This is a genomic window from Peribacillus butanolivorans, assembly GCF_001273755.1.
In the GTDB taxonomy this organism is placed as follows: Bacteria; Bacillota; Bacilli; order Bacillales; family DSM-1321; genus Peribacillus; species Peribacillus butanolivorans.
The window spans coordinates 3,586,254-3,601,026 of record NZ_LGYA01000001.1 but is presented as its reverse complement, the minus strand read 5'-3'; the positions used below and the strand labels follow the sequence as shown (position 1 = coordinate 3,601,026).

15 protein-coding genes are annotated in these 14,773 nt (G+C 32.5%); 11 read left to right on the top strand and 4 right to left on the bottom strand.

Features of this window, described 5'->3' with window-relative positions:
• Positions 1 to 42: 42 nt before the first annotated feature.
• From AKG34_RS16620 to AKG34_RS16605, 3 genes are all read right to left on the bottom strand, one after another.
• On the bottom strand, positions 43 to 753 hold the full coding sequence (locus AKG34_RS16620; protein WP_152952300.1) for a polysaccharide deacetylase family protein: 711 nt from the start codon (positions 751 to 753) through the stop codon (positions 43 to 45).
• Positions 754 to 1,782: 1,029 nt separating this feature from the next.
• Positions 1,783 to 1,974 (bottom strand): hypothetical protein, encoded by a 192-nt coding sequence (locus AKG34_RS16610; protein WP_053347104.1) that lies wholly within the window; start codon positions 1,972 to 1,974, stop codon positions 1,783 to 1,785.
• 480 nt (positions 1,975 to 2,454) lie between these two features.
• Positions 2,455 to 3,630 (bottom strand): MFS transporter, encoded by a 1,176-nt coding sequence (locus AKG34_RS16605; RefSeq protein WP_053347103.1) that lies wholly within the window; start codon positions 3,628 to 3,630, stop codon positions 2,455 to 2,457.
• 653 nt (positions 3,631 to 4,283) lie between these two features.
• On the opposite strand from AKG34_RS16605, the gene AKG34_RS16600 reads away from it, so the two are divergent.
• Positions 4,284 to 4,508 (top strand): hypothetical protein, encoded by a 225-nt coding sequence (locus AKG34_RS16600; RefSeq protein ID WP_053347102.1) that lies wholly within the window; start codon positions 4,284 to 4,286, stop codon positions 4,506 to 4,508.
• Between the two features lie 280 nt (positions 4,509 to 4,788).
• Positions 4,789 to 5,628: an SGNH/GDSL hydrolase family protein gene (locus tag AKG34_RS16595; RefSeq protein WP_053347101.1), complete on the top strand. Its 840-nt coding sequence runs from the start codon at positions 4,789 to 4,791 to the stop codon at positions 5,626 to 5,628.
• A 235-nt stretch (positions 5,629 to 5,863) separates the two neighbouring features.
• Here AKG34_RS16595 and AKG34_RS16590 read toward each other — a convergent pair whose 3' ends face one another.
• The gene (locus tag AKG34_RS16590) at positions 5,864 to 6,175 is read right to left on the bottom strand and encodes a helix-turn-helix domain-containing protein (RefSeq protein WP_053347100.1); all 312 of its coding nucleotides are present in this window, start codon (positions 6,173 to 6,175) and stop codon (positions 5,864 to 5,866) included.
• Positions 6,176 to 6,721: 546 nt separating this feature from the next.
• On the opposite strand from AKG34_RS16590, the gene AKG34_RS16585 reads away from it, so the two are divergent.
• The 9 genes from AKG34_RS16585 (at position 6,722) to AKG34_RS16545 (ending at position 14,735) form a co-directional block, all read left to right on the top strand.
• Positions 6,722 to 7,402 (top strand): YveK family protein, encoded by a 681-nt coding sequence (locus AKG34_RS16585; protein WP_053347099.1) that lies wholly within the window; start codon positions 6,722 to 6,724, stop codon positions 7,400 to 7,402.
• 38 nt (positions 7,403 to 7,440) lie between these two features.
• Positions 7,441 to 8,115, top strand: a complete 675-nt coding sequence (locus tag AKG34_RS16580; protein WP_330219152.1) for a CpsD/CapB family tyrosine-protein kinase — start codon at positions 7,441 to 7,443, stop codon at positions 8,113 to 8,115.
• A gap of 140 nt (positions 8,116 to 8,255) precedes the next feature.
• Complete coding sequence (locus AKG34_RS16575; protein ID WP_407946263.1) at positions 8,256 to 9,026, top strand: tyrosine-protein phosphatase; 771 nt, start codon at positions 8,256 to 8,258, stop codon at positions 9,024 to 9,026.
• 109 nt (positions 9,027 to 9,135) lie between these two features.
• On the top strand, positions 9,136 to 10,011 hold the full coding sequence (gene galU, locus AKG34_RS16570; protein ID WP_053347096.1) for a UTP--glucose-1-phosphate uridylyltransferase GalU: 876 nt from the start codon (positions 9,136 to 9,138) through the stop codon (positions 10,009 to 10,011).
• Between the two features lie 28 nt (positions 10,012 to 10,039).
• Complete coding sequence (locus tag AKG34_RS16565; protein WP_053347095.1) at positions 10,040 to 10,720, top strand: sugar transferase; 681 nt, start codon at positions 10,040 to 10,042, stop codon at positions 10,718 to 10,720.
• A gap of 154 nt (positions 10,721 to 10,874) precedes the next feature.
• Positions 10,875 to 11,330 carry a PssD/Cps14F family polysaccharide biosynthesis glycosyltransferase gene (gene pssD, locus AKG34_RS16560; RefSeq protein ID WP_053347094.1) on the top strand — a complete coding sequence of 152 codons (456 nt, stop codon included), beginning with the start codon at positions 10,875 to 10,877 and terminating at the stop codon, positions 11,328 to 11,330.
• A complete protein-coding gene (pssE, locus tag AKG34_RS16555; RefSeq protein WP_053347093.1) occupies positions 11,327 to 11,806 on the top strand; it encodes a PssE/Cps14G family polysaccharide biosynthesis glycosyltransferase in 480 nt (159 codons plus the stop codon). Before pssD ends, pssE begins: the two co-directional genes overlap by 4 nt.
• 59 nt (positions 11,807 to 11,865) lie before the next feature.
• A complete protein-coding gene (locus AKG34_RS16550; protein ID WP_053347092.1) occupies positions 11,866 to 12,924 on the top strand; it encodes a glycosyltransferase family 4 protein in 1,059 nt (352 codons plus the stop codon).
• 41 nt (positions 12,925 to 12,965) lie between these two features.
• Positions 12,966 to 14,735, top strand: coding sequence for an asparagine synthetase B family protein (locus AKG34_RS16545; protein WP_083450822.1), 1,770 nt, complete (start codon positions 12,966 to 12,968; stop codon positions 14,733 to 14,735).
• The last annotated feature ends 38 nt before the right edge of the window (positions 14,736 to 14,773 follow it).

Here is a 14,773-nt window from a genome sequence, read left to right as displayed (position 1 = left end):
ATATAACATCAATGTATGTTAGTGTTCGATTTTTTTGGTATCCTAGAATCTTTTATCTTCCCAAAAATTCATGACAATATGGTTTTTTGGATTGTAAACCTCTACCTTATACCCTTGTGATCTTAGATAGTCAATAATCTCCGGAAGCTGTTGTGCGGTTCCTTTTGAATCGTGGAAAAGAATGACGATTGGACCTTTTTTTCCTTTCAAACCTGCTTTAACGTTAGACGTTATCTTGCTAGGGTTTGTTTTATTATACTTCCAATCTAGTGTATCAATATTCCAATCCCACATTTTGAACCCCTTTTTGGCTAAGGTATCTCGAAACGGTTTTGTCATATAGGGTTTGCTACCGTATGGAACTCTAGTCAGCTTACTGTCAAACTTTGAAACCTTTAATAACGTTTGTCTTGTCTTCTCCATTTCGATTGCGACATTACTTGAACTCCCTCTATATAATTTTTTTTTATCATGGGAAACACTATGTAACCCAGGATAATTTCCCTCTTTAATCATTCGATTTACGGTTTTTGGATTACGTTTAATATTTCCTTCAATCATAAAAAAGGTCGCTTTTGCTTTTTTCTTTTTTAAGATATCTAAAACTGTTGGCGTGTACTGATTCGGACCATCGTCAAACGTTAAATAGACAACCTTACTTGTTTTATCTTCTGCTGCAGATGCAGAAGAAAAAACCCCAATACTACATACAAGTACGAGTAAAAGAAATAATAGGCTAACTTTTTTTAACACTCACATCATCCCCCCCTAAAAAACTCCTAGTATATTAGCCCATAATATTACTCAAGGTTGTAAATGTGCGTCTTAAAAAATATAAAATTTATTGATCCTTTTCACCCTGTTACATACAAATGAAATTCAATATGTCTACAGGAATAAAGTCAAATAATAAAGATAAATTCTCTATGTTAATAATAAATAAGTTGCACTTTATTAAATGTAAATTTGAAACTATTTTATCTCCTCTAAATTTAATAAAATAACATTATAGTTAAATATTACCATATAGTATAATCCAATTTAGTGTTAAGAGCAAGTGGCAGAAAAATAATAGGGGGGAGTTTAATAAACTTCTTGAGAATCTCCAAACTGGGGATACTTTGGTAGTTAGAAAGATTAGCAAGGAATACGAACAATGAATTGCTTAACCAAAAGGATGTATAGTCTTGTTGTCATAATTATGGTTGATGATAAGGAAGGGATCTCTACATTCAATAAGAAGGTTAATAATGACTGTACTGCATAGCAGAATTTGAAATCCGTGATCCAATAGTTGATGTCATAGGCTCTACCAAATCAACGAGTAAAGGCAAATTCACAGTCAAAATTCCTAAGCAAAAAGCCGGAAAAAACTTGTAGATCTATGCCGATTTTTTTAAGTAGCTGGGAGTGTTCTATTGAAGTAAACTTTGGGAGCGGGATGAAAGTGGAGAGGTAGAATGATGAAGTTGTTTCTTTATTATTTGCAACCATATTAGTTGTGATGGTGTTAAGGAAAGTCGAAACATAAATAAAAAGCCTCCGAGAACTAATTCGGTAGCTTAAAAAATGCCAATACTTTTATATACCATTACTCTTTATTTGTATACATCATTTCAGTACTTCGACTATAAAGTTCTATAATATTACCGAATGGATCTTCACAATAAACTAAGTAATAAGGATTGTTCTTCCATATATCACATATTTCGTTAGTATAACTGAGATTGATAGCTGTCGGTGAATTAGAGTTGTCGCGAAGTTTCTTCCTATACGAAACCATTAAATTTCACCTTCCTCAATCATCCTATGATACTCCATTTTACTTATTAGCCCTTTTCCATTACACGTAAGACAGTCCGTATATATATCATAGGCACCTGTTCCGTCACAGACGTGACATTTATTATGAGTTACTGGTATTTCCTTTTGTATAATTGAAAATAATTTGACAATATACTTCGAAAAATTCATCCCAAGAACCCCCTTTTTTTCAATCATACTACTAAAAGCCACGAAACGAACAAGGATTCCGACAAAATTACGAAATACACATAGATTCATTACAAACTTTACATAGAATCAAAAAAAACTTTACCTGATAAGAATTCATGGCCTAGTGTATTAGGAAGTAGGTAGGGGTAGATGCACTATCTCTTCATTGCATGAAAAAAGCCGCCCAAATGGAACGGCCTAAACTTCCTTAATCTATCAGGATGTTTTTCTGCATTCATAATTTAATTCACCCAGTTTATATTTATGATAAGCTATTTTTCTTTGAAATTCACATTTCATTTTATCATTTAAACAATCCCTAAAAAGGATTTCATAATAGCGTATATTAAATGTATGCCAAAACTTTTTCATGTGAATTCCCCCCAAATTGTACCCTACAAATATTATCGGTTAATGTGGAAAGATTTTTAGATTTTAGAAATGATCCATAGAATTACTTCATTTTTTTTTCAAAATCACTAGGTAAGCCAAAATGGAGATCAGAACTGAGATTGCTGCCATTATGTAAATACTTTTATAGCCAAACAGATAGCCGATTTGTCCAAAGAGGATGGCACCGAAACCGATTCCAAGATCAAAGAAGGAATAGAAAGTGGCATTAGCCATTCCTTTTCGATTACGAGCTGCTTGTTCAAGAGACCAAGCTTGAAGAGCTGGTTGGACAGCACCAAATCCAATGCCGTAAAAAATGGCTGCAATATACAGAATCATGTTACTTGGCATCCAGGCAAGAAGTAGCATTGCCGCTACGATAAAAAGGGTAGCTGGAATGAAGACGGCTTGATGTCCTTTTCGATCATAGATTTTACCAGCGAACATTCGTGTGAAAATAAGAGCTAATGCGTAAAGAAAAAAGTAAACTTGAATACCAGTCAGGCCTTTTTCCATTGTATAAAGTGGTAAGAAGGTGGCAATCCCACCAAAAGATACCGTAATGAAAAAAACAAGAATGGACGGCGCAACAGCGCTTTTTTCATATATGTCAAACCTTTTAGTTTTAGCGGGAACAGAAGGGTGTTCTACTTTCTTATAGGAAATAGTCGAAGCCATGATCCAAGCGGCTAGACTTAATGCACCGCAAAACAGAAACAACTGTTGAAACGTTAACACATCCGCTAAGAAAAGTCCAAATGAAGGTCCAAAAGCCATCGCCAAATTTCCCGATAAAGTGAAGTATCCCATTCCCTCACCACGGCGCTTTGCTGGAATAAGATCGGTAGCAATTGTACCTGATGCGGTGGTCGTATATCCCCAGCCAATCCCTTGGACAACCCTCATTGCACAAAGCAGGAAAATACTTATCATAAATCCAAACGACCCAATCGCTACAGCCAAAAAGGCTAGACCGAACAGGAAAACAAAACGTCTTCCTTTTGTTTCCAAGTCCTGTCCAGCAAAGGGGCGGACAATCAGAGCAGAAAATAGAAACATCCCAGCAACCAACCCAATATACCGTTCATTTCCACCAAGCTCTTTTACAAAAAGCGGGAGGGTCGGGGAAGTCATTTGAAAGGATAAAAAAACAAAGAAGTTAGCTAAGAAAATCATAATAAAATCACGCGTCCAGATTTTATTAGAAACCGGAAGTTCTTCTTTTAACAAGGGTACACCCATAATAGTTATTCTCCTTAATTGATAGTAATTATCATTCTCATTTTACTAAAGTTATAGAGAACAATCTATAAAAATTAGAAATACAAAATAAGTGATCACTATGAATCTAAGTAATATTGACTAATAGTTAGTCCGTAAAATTATTATAGAAACAAAAAATTAGGATGGAGGTCACTTTATATTCAGAATATACTTAATTAAATTTGTAAAAATTAATAAAAGTGTTATATTTAGGTAAATAAATAAGAGAATAGACTTACGAAGAGGAGAAGAGGTTTAAATGATGATTGATATTCACTACCGTATTTTACCTTTTTCTTCGATGATGATGATGGAGCAAGAGCACGTAATCGAGAGCATAGCCATGGCGAAGCTCGCTGTTTGAGAAGGAATTTAGATTATTATTGCCATGCCTCTTCATAGAAATGGTCTCTTTGGAAATAAGAAATGAAATGTTGAAAGTGTTATCTTTATCGTGCAGCTCCAATGGAAACCAATTATTCTCCTTGGAAAGTATGGTAACTTTGTCAGATATTCGGGGTGGTTGTTAAGAGTTCGTATCATTAATGTGAAATTTTAATTAAGGACCTTTTATTTACCAGTTAATAAGGTATATTATGATGGGAAAATGATAGAGATTAAAGGAGTTAATTATGGGTACAGAGATATTAATGGAGAGGGAAGAAGATTCTCTAAATAGTAGAAAGAAGCCTATGGTAGTTAGACTAAATTCTGAACAACTTGATGATTTTATTCAAAGATTTCCAGAGACCGGAGAGTTTTTTGGTTTAACCTATCACATTCATGATGATAAGACGGTCACTTTTAACTATAATTCAGATGGTAGAGTTCTAGAAGTATTGAATTTGGTTAAGTGATTGTACTTTAGAGTATCCAGCAGAAATGCTGGATTTTTTTTAATATAAAATATAGGTATAATTTATTGATTATTAAAGTCGAGTGATGTCGGAATTATTTGGAAAATCATCCTTTATTGCTGTTAGTATGATAGGTATAATTAATAAGAGAAAAACAGATAAAAATAGAAAATCACAAGCCGCTAAAGAATAATACTGCTTGTTAAGAGTGCTCATAGAAAGAATTCTAATGCTAAGACTTCCATGTCAGTCCGTAACGTTCAAAAATTTGGAGGTAAAGATGAAGAAATATGGTTTATTATTTATGGCTGGAATTTGTTTAGTAGTATTGGTTTATGGTCATCTTCATTGGAAAAACATGAGTCAGGCAGCGGGGATAGAGGGTAAAAAAGCTGAGGAAAAAATAATAGAAAAGGAAAAAGAAGATAGGGAAGCTTTGATACAAAGTTTAAAACCAGAAAAAAATAAACAGCAGTCACTAATAGATTACCTGCATTACAAGTCGCTTACACAAGATAAGGTTATTATATCCCTCATGGGCAGTAATGGTACTTCAGGAACCGGTGCAAGTAATTCTTCTAATAGTTGGGCAGGACGCTTAGAGAAGAGTTTACGTTCTGATAGGGATGAATTAGAAACATTAGGTTTTATCAATCATGGCCAAGAGGGGTATTCAACAAAGGATTTGTTAGAAGGTAAAAAAATTGATGCGGTCATTCATGATAATCCTGATCTGGTTATTTTTGAAAACCCCCTGATTAACAATCAATATCAATCGATTAGTTTGGAACAGACGGAAAAAGATTTAAAAAACATCATGTCAAAATTTCAAAAAGAGCTACCGAATGCAAAGATTCTAATCATTTCACCGAATCCAGTGGCCAATAGTAAAACAGAGAATAGCTTAGAGTTGAGTTATGTGGATTATATTAAAGTTTCTGAGAGGGCTATTAAAAAAAATAAATGGACTTATATGAATAGCATGGAAGGGATTGAAAAAAAACTAAAAGAAGAGAATATGAGATTGGCTGATATATTAACAAATGATAATGTCCATCCCAATGATCAAGGGCATAACATATGGTTCGAGGTGTTGGATGAATATTTTAAGCTGAAGTAATGTCACAAATATTTGTATCTAAATTATAAAAATAAGAAATACAGATTATACGTTTTTACTTCTGTGTTGAATGCTTCCATTAGTAGTCTATCTAATAGGGTATAATGAGGGGAAAAGTGGATATAACGACTTTTCCTCTCTGGAAATAGTTTGAAGCATGAATACTTAGTGGGGCTTTTCGATGTTAATAAGCAAAAAAGACAAAAAGAGAAAACTTAGCATAATTTCTCCATGCTTAACGAATAGTACATTTCCTATGTTCGATAAATTCGCGCATTTCCTCTTTCGAAATTCCTGAACCCATAATATCTTTCATGATTTCCTTCCACTCATCATCCATGCTGTGGTCTACTTGTTCATAGAGTAGGGCATCAACAGTTATACAAAGGATACTTGCGATTTTTTCCAAAACTAAAATAGTAGGGTTTGTTTGAAGGTTTCTTTCCAGTGAGCTTATATAAGATTTTGCCACTCCAGATTTTGCTGAGAGTTCACTAATTGACATCTTTTTTTCTTCTCTAAGCGTTTTAACACGGTAACCTATCATATATACCACACCTAACCATTGATATGTATTATTAAATATTTAATATTTTCAAAAGAATATTTTAATAGTTACTAAGCAATATTGTTAACTATCACCACTTTAAGTTTACACAGTTTTTCCTCATTTTTAATGATAAATAGGCACTAAAATAATTGACCCAATCACATGTATAAACAGATTTTCTTGTTTCTATAGGCATTTAGTTAGTTCTTGCTTTGTATAATTATTACTAATATTACATAATTATTTCTAATATTACTAGTTCTCAAGGTTGCTGTAGTGTATACTAATATTTACTTAATGCCCGCCTAAAAAACCATTCGTTGAATGAGTTTTTAGGCGGGGTTTTATATGAAAATGCTAAATTGACACAAATAATTGTAAATGTTTCGTTTGGAATACTATTAATAATTATTGAAAGCATTTTTTTATTGAAAAAGTAGTCATTCAATGTAAATTTCATGTAAATTTTCTAGAAAAAACATAAATATAGGTAATACCATGGTATAATGCAATAGGTCATTTTTAACATTTTGGGAGGATAATATGGAAGAAACTATTAGTATTAAAGATATTTTTCAAACATTAAAGAAACGTTGGAAGTTAATAACGCTACTGACACTAATCGCCGCGTTGATTAGTGGTGCAATATCTTATTTTTTATTAACACCTGTTTACGAATCATCCACACTGATTTTAGTTAATCAGAAACAATCGAAGAACCAACTTGACTCTACTCAAATACGATCTAATATTGACATAATCAATACATACAGTGTGATCATAAAAAGCCCTGCTATTTTAGACAAGGTCATTGATGATCTTGAACTAGAACAAAACGTGGATCAACTTAGTCAAAAAATTACGATTAACAGCCAAGAAAATTCTCAAGTCTTTTCTTTAACGGTACAAGATAGTAATCCATCCAAAGCAGCCGAAATTGCAAACGCAGTGTCTGGAACATTCGAAAAGGAAATCAAAGATATAATGAATGTCGACAATGTTAGCGTATTTGCGAAGGCAGAAGTAAAGGAAAATCCTACACCTGTAAAACCATCTCCATTATTGAATATCGCTATTGCGGTGGTAGTTGGGTTAATGGCTGGAATAGGCTTGGCATTCCTACTAGAGTACATGGATAATACGATTAGAGACGAGAAGGATATTGAGACACTCCTTGATTTGCCATTACTTGGATCCATTCAAAAAATATCGCAACATAAATAAAGAACCATTCAATAACATAAGAAAAGGAAGTGGGATTTTTGAGAAGTAAAGATGAAAAACAAGTGAATTTAATTGCGCAAACTAATCCTAAATCGCCTATTACTGAACAATATCGAATAATTAGGACAAACATACAATTCTCTTCAGTGGATAAAGAAATCAAAACCATTGTGGTTACTTCCGCGGAGCCTAATGATGGGAAATCGACTACAGCTGCCAACTTAGCGATTGTCTTAGCTCAAGAAGAGAAAAAAGTATTACTTGTGGATGCGGACTTAAGGAAACCATCCATTCATTATGCGTTTAACCTTAGTAATATACATGGACTTACTAGCGTATTGACAAAGAAAATGGATTTAAGAAAAAATATCTTGAATTCAAATGTTCCGAATTTAGATATTTTAACAAGTGGACCGATACCACCTAATCCTTCAGAGTTATTAAATTCCAAAGCGATGGAAACAGCTATTAATGAACTAAAAGATATCTATGATTTTATTATTTTTGATACACCGCCAGTTCTTTTAGTCACTGACTCTCAAATTGTAGCTAATAAATGTGATGGCGTGATCATGGTAGTGGCAAGCGGCAAGACAAACAAACAAAGTGCAGTAAAAGCAAAAGAACTTTTAGAAAAGGCTAATACGGCATTACTTGGGGTAGTTTTGAATGGAATGGAATCAAATACCAGCAATTATTACTATCAATCCTAAATAAGATATTTTTCGACAAATTAAGACAAGTTAATACCCTATTTTATAGCATTTATTTATGCTACCATTAAACAGGGTATTAATTCCTATCTGAATTCTAAGTGATTAAGCCTATTATCCCATTTATAAAAAGGAAGTGTGTGAATTTGATTGACTTGCATTGCCACATTCTCCCTGGAGTTGATGATGGATCCCCGGATATGCAGGAAAGCTTGGCCATGGCAAAGAAAGCGGTAGAAGTAGGGATAACCGATTTATTTGCCACACCACATCACTTAAATGAGAGATATGTAAATGTGAAGGATAACATTATTGATCGTGTATTTGAGTTAAATGAGTGCTTGCAGCAAGAGAATATTCCTCTTGCTGTTCATCCTGGACAAGAATTGAGAATACATAGAGAATTATTTGTTTCACTTGAAAAGGGAGAAGTACTAACACTTGACAATAGCGGTAAGTATCTGTTGCTAGAACTCCCGTCAGGACATGTGCCTACATACACACAAGAACTGATCTATGAGCTGTTGTTAAAAGGGATAACACCCATAATTGTACATCCGGAAAGAAACAAGGAATTGATAGAGAATCATAATCTATTATTTAAATTGGTTCAAGAAGGTGCCTTAACACAACTTACCTCTGCTAGTATTATCGGTCTCTTTGGGAAAAATGTTAAGTCTTTTTCAAAAAAAATTATAGAACATAATTTAGCCCAATTTATTGCAACTGATGCCCATAATATAGGCCCTAGGGGATTCACTTTACATGAGGCTTATGAAACAATCACAAAAACATATGGAATCGAACGTACATTTTATTTCAAAGAAAATGCTAAACATCTTATTCAGGGGCAAGTTCCCTCTATTGTAAAACCAGTACCATTTAAAAAGAAGTTATTGAGCTTTTTTTAGTAATTTCCCCATTCAGGAAACGCTTACATTAGTATATTATACATTTCGATTATATTAAACTATTTTACAGGGGTTTTCGGCAAAAAAAAATTGGAGGGTCTGATATTTAATGAAAAAAGTACGTAAAGCGATTATACCGGCAGCAGGTTTAGGAACACGATTCTTGCCAGCGACTAAAGCAATGCCAAAGGAAATGCTGCCTATAGTGGATAAACCTACGATTCAATACATTATTGAAGAAGCGGTTGCTTCAGGGATTGAAGATATTATTATTGTAACTGGAAAAGGAAAACGAGCAATTGAAGATCACTTTGATAACGCGTTTGAACTGGAAAATAATTTAATGGAGAAAAATAAATTTGAATTGTTAGAGAAAGTCCAAGCACCTTCTAAAGTGGATATTCACTATATCAGACAAAAAGAGCCAAAGGGATTAGGCCATGCAGTTTGGTGTGCAAGAAAATTCATTGGTAATGAACCATTTGCTGTATTGTTAGGTGATGATATCGTCCAAGCAGAAACACCTTGCTTAAAACAGTTAATGAATGAATATGATAAAACCTTAGCTTCTGTCATCGGTGTACAAACAGTTCCTGAAGGCGAAACTCACCGCTATGGAATTGTCGATCCAAGTAACCAAAACGGTCGACGTTATGAAGTAGATAACTTCGTCGAAAAGCCAGCAAAAGGAACAGCACCTTCCAACTTAGCGATTATGGGCCGATACATATTTACTCCGGAAATATTTATGTTTTTGGAAAAACATGAAAAAGGTGCAGGTGGAGAAATTCAGCTGACAGATGCTATACAAAAATTAAATGAAATTCAACGAGTTTTTGCCTATGACTTTGAAGGTAAACGATACGATGTAGGGGAGAAATTAGGTTTTATCCAAACGACGATTGAGTTTGCTTTGAATGATATAACTCTAAAAGATGATGTTTTAGAGTTTATAGAGAACCTACTAGAAAAACAAAAGATATAAGAATAATAAGAGTAAGGGAGGAGCCAATTTGAAAGCTGTAGCAGTAGAGCAGAGAGCGGCATCATCTGACCACTTATTAACAGCAGATCAATTAAATGCTAATTTGGGTTATTTAAGAATGAAAAGATTAATAGATATTATAGGATCACTTTTAGGACTTATTCTTCTATTACCCATTTTTTTGATTGTAGCTATTTTAATAAAAATTGAAGACCCAAAAGGACCTGTTTTTTTCAAGCAGGTTCGAGTCGGGAAAGACGAAACTGAATTTCAAATGTATAAATTCAGATCAATGGTCACCGATGCAGAAGAGAGATTAAAAGATTTGCTAACTTTAAACGAAGTCTCAGGGGCTATGTTTAAAATAAAAAATGACCCTCGGATTACAAAAATCGGAAAATTTATTCGTAAAACAAGTATTGATGAGTTACCACAACTTTGGAACGTATTAAAGGGTGATATGAGCTTAGTTGGCCCCCGGCCTCCTCTAGAAAGAGAAGTGGAAGAATATTCATCATACGATAAACAACGATTACTAGTTACTCCTGGATGTACTGGTTTATGGCAGGTAACTGCAAGAAACAATGTTGGATTTAAAGAAATGGTCGAATTAGATATTCAGTATATTCGAAAAAGAACAATTTATTTTGATATAAAAATTGTCCTAAAAACAGTTGTTGTTTTATTTGGATCTAAAGCTGCCTTTTAATAGTAGTTTGTGTTTGTATAAATTAATTATACTTTTCAAAATTATCAATTTGGTATTTTTTTCAAGTTTTTTAGCTTTAGCAATGGAAATAATTAAATAAAAGAGTACCATTTATACAATTTGTTTAATTGAAGAAGTGAAAGAGGGATAAATTTTGAAAATCTGTTTTGCAGCATCTTCGGGTGGACATTTAGAACAACTTATGATGCTTTTTCCATTAATGAACAAACACGACAGTTTTATATTGACAGAAAGAACTCAATATAACTTTAATTCAAAGAATTTAAAAGCTTACGATGTCACTCAAATAAATAGACGAGAAAAAACGTTTATCATTAAGTTATTTATATTAATAATAGAATCATTTGTTATTTTCTTTAAAGAAAAACCCGATGTTGTAATTTCTACTGGTGCTTTAGCTACAGTACCTATCTGTTTATTAGCAAAGTTGTTTAGAAAAAAACTAATTTTTATTGAATCCTTCTCAAAAATTAGTTCTCCAACAATTACTGGAAGGATAATGTATAGGATTGCAGATTTATTTTTAATTCAATGGGAAGAATTAAAAAAGTTTTATCCTAATGCAATCTACGGAGGCGGAATATATTGATATTTGTTACAGTGGGTTCTCAAAAATTTCAGTTTAATAGATTATTAGAAGAAATAGACCATTTAGTAGGGAAAAATTTTCTTAAATCTGATGAAATTTATGCTCAAATTGGTTACTCAACATATGAGCCCAAACTATATTCTTTTAAGCAGTTTTTAAATAAAGAGGAATTTTTAGAAGTGATGGAGAAGAGCGCTATTATTATTACACATGGAGGAACTGGTTCAATAATTAACGGTGTTAAAATGGAAAAGAAGGTAATTGGCGTTCCAAGAATGAAAGAGTTTGGAGAGCATGTTGATAACCATCAGATCGAAATAATAGAACAGTTTGCTAATTCCAATATAATCTATGCGGTTTCAGATACTAAAGAAATTGAATTTGCAATAGAACAAGTAAAAAATATGGACTTTAGAGTATACCAATCTAATACAAACAATGTTATTAAAATATTAGAGAACTTCTTAATAAAATAACTTTTAAATAATATTAAGACCAGTTTATCGATTACAACGAAGAAGAAAAAGGTGAATCAATGAAAGTAATAATGATAGGCTCTCATCTACGTGTGAACGGTGGAATTACCAGAGTTGTGAAAAATTACTTGGAATCCGGAATGCAAAAGAAGGTAAATCTCGAATACTTTCCTACTTATTATGGAAGCAATCATTTTATTAATATACTTTATTTTGTTATTCAGTATTTCAAACTTTTCATTAACTTAAATCTATTGAATAAACAATACGATGTGGCACATATTCATATGTCCTATCGAGGAAGCTATGTTCGTAAAAGGTATATTATTCATCTATTAAATAGCAAAAACATACCGATTGTACTACATATGCATGGTTCTCAATTTAAGGACTTTTATAATGAAAGTTCAAATGGTCAGCAAAAACAGATTAAGGATACACTCAATAAAGTTTCTCTTATCCTTGCACTGGGAGAGCAATGGAAGGAATACTATCAATCAATTAGTAAAACCAAGGTTGTTTCTTTAGATAATGCTGTTTTTCCTAAAGAAATTTTAAAAAGCTCTGAAGAAAAAATCTATATAACAACAATGGGCGTTCTCTCTCAAAGAAAGGGAACTTACGATCTTATTGAGACAGCTTCGCAAATAAAAGGAAAAATTAATTCTAAATATAAATTTTTAATTGCCGGTGATGGTGAAATTGATAAAGTTAAAAAGAGAATAAAAGAATTAAACGTAGAAGATATGTTTGTCATACCCGGTTGGATTTCTGATCAAAAGGTGATTGATGAAATCTATAGGAAGAGTGTCATTTATGTTTTGCCTTCTTATAATGAAGGAATGCCCATGTCGATTTTGGAAGCCATGAGCTATGGTTTACCGGTAGTTTCTACAGATGTTGGTTCAATTTCTTCTGTTGTTAAAGAAGAGAATGGCTTTGTCATTAAACCTGGTGATGTAGAAACCTTAACCAACTGCTTAATTAATCTATTAAATGACCAATTTAGTATTGAGAAGTTTGAAAGAAATAATAGCGAAAAAATAAGGTTAGAATATAATATTTATGTTTCAGTAGAAAAAATTGTTGAGTTGTATAAAGAACTGTTAAAAGGCTAGAAATTGGGGAGAAAGCGTCCAATAAAAGGAGCTGAATATTGATGCCAGGCTTTTTTGGCTATATTTCAAGGGAAAAAGATATCTTAGAAAAAGAATTAGATATTTATGATTTGATTGAGAAAAAAAATACATTAATCAATGAAGAGACAATTGTAACAACACCTAATTTTTATGGGAAATTTTTCAGGAATACTGTTAACAAGTTCCAAGGTGATAAAGTGTTTTTTTGTAAAAATGATAACTATTTGATTCTAGACGGGGTAATTTTAAACAAACATGAATTGTACAAAAAATATGAAATGAAAGAGCATAATATTACTGATTTGCTTAATAAAATGGTAGCTATAAATCCTGAAACATTCTATAAAGAGTTTAGAGGAACTTTTGCGGGACTTTATTTAAATAAGGATGGTATGGTTTTATATACAAACCATATTGGAGACAAAGAAGTCTTTTACCATTTTACAAAGGATCATAAACTATATTTTGCAACCGATTTTGAAGTTCTTATAAAGATGGTACAAATGCATACAAGTAAAAGGTTTGAGCTTAATACTAATGCTGCGAATTGTTTGCTGACCCATTCACATGTTCTATGTAACGAAACTCTGTTTAATGATGTGTATAGATTGACTCCTGGGCATTATATTGACTTTTCAACTAATAGATGTGAAAAAAAAACCTATTACATTTTAAATAATAAATCAGTCAATATAACAGAGGAAGAAGCTTTAAAGAAAATCGATAGCCTCTTTAGGCAAGCAATTAAAAGGGCATTTGATAAGGATTTAGAGTATGGTTACAAGCACTTGGTTGCGTTAAGCGGTGGCTTAGATTCCCGAATGACAGCCTGGATTGCGTATGATATGGGTTACACGAATATGCTGAATTATACTTTTTCGCAAACAGATTATTTAGATGAAACGGTTCCAAAACAAATTACTAGTAAGTTGAAAACAGAATGGATGTTTAAAGCTTTGGATAATGGAACCTATCTCTATAAATATTTCTATGATTCCGTAAAAATATCGGGTGCGCGAAGCCAGTCTAGCACAATTGCTCACACTATGAGTATGATAAGTAATATTAATTTAAATCACTATGGTCTTGTTCATACTGGTCAACTTGGTGATGTAGTTATAGGAACATTTTATAATAATGGAAAACGTGTGGGGTTTACACGCGGGGATGGGGCTTATTCAAATAAATTAATAGATAAGGTAGAGTACACTCAAGAAAAAACTTTCAATCAGGAAGATCAAGAGTTATTTAAATTTTATAATCGTGGTTTTACTGGTGTTAATACCGGTTTGAAGCCTATGTATCAATATACAGAAACAATGTCGCCTTTTTTAGATATTGATTTTATGGACTTTTGCCTTACTATGCCATTAGAATTTCGTAGAGGCCATAATATTTATATTAAATGGATTAATCAATATTATCCAGAAGCGGCTGATTTCATATACGAAAAGGTTAAAGGGAAAATAAACCGCAAATTGATTACCATTAAAGGGGTCCCGGTGCCATGGACTAGTGTTCCAAGTGCAGCTGTTAAATTGATAAAAAATAAATTAGGTTTAAAATTAAGTACAAAAAATCATATGCACCCATTGGATTATTGGTTTCAAAATAATAGTCAATTAAGAGAATTTTATGAAAGTCTTTATAATCAAAATATAAATTTAGTAGATGACATTAATTTGAAGAATGACTGTGAATTCTTATTTAACCATGGTAGTACTCTTGAAAAAGATCAAGTAATTACACTATTAGGTTTTATAAAATTAATGAAACAATATATTATTTAATATTATGAGAAAGAGTTTAATTTTGAAATATGAATTTA

Bases quoted from the DNA above. Each gene is read 5' to 3' on its own strand.
- AKG34_RS16610 (WP_053347104.1), bottom strand. From the start codon at position 1,974: ATGAATTTTTCGAAGTATATTGTCAAATTATTTTCAATTATACAAAAG.
- AKG34_RS16605 (WP_053347103.1), bottom strand. From the start codon at position 3,630: ATGGGTGTACCCTTGTTAAAAGAAGAACTTCCGGTTTCTAATAAAATC.
- AKG34_RS16600 (WP_053347102.1), top strand. From the start codon at position 4,284: ATGGGTACAGAGATATTAATGGAGAGGGAAGAAGATTCTCTAAATAGT.
- AKG34_RS16595 (WP_053347101.1), top strand. From the start codon at position 4,789: ATGAAGAAATATGGTTTATTATTTATGGCTGGAATTTGTTTAGTAGTA.
- AKG34_RS16590 (WP_053347100.1), bottom strand. From the start codon at position 6,175: ATGATAGGTTACCGTGTTAAAACGCTTAGAGAAGAAAAAAAGATGTCA.
- AKG34_RS16585 (WP_053347099.1), top strand. From the start codon at position 6,722: ATGGAAGAAACTATTAGTATTAAAGATATTTTTCAAACATTAAAGAAA.
- galU (WP_053347096.1), top strand. From the start codon at position 9,136: ATGAAAAAAGTACGTAAAGCGATTATACCGGCAGCAGGTTTAGGAACA.
- AKG34_RS16550 (WP_053347092.1), top strand. From the start codon at position 11,866: ATGAAAGTAATAATGATAGGCTCTCATCTACGTGTGAACGGTGGAATT.
- AKG34_RS16545 (WP_083450822.1), top strand. From the start codon at position 12,966: ATGCCAGGCTTTTTTGGCTATATTTCAAGGGAAAAAGATATCTTAGAA.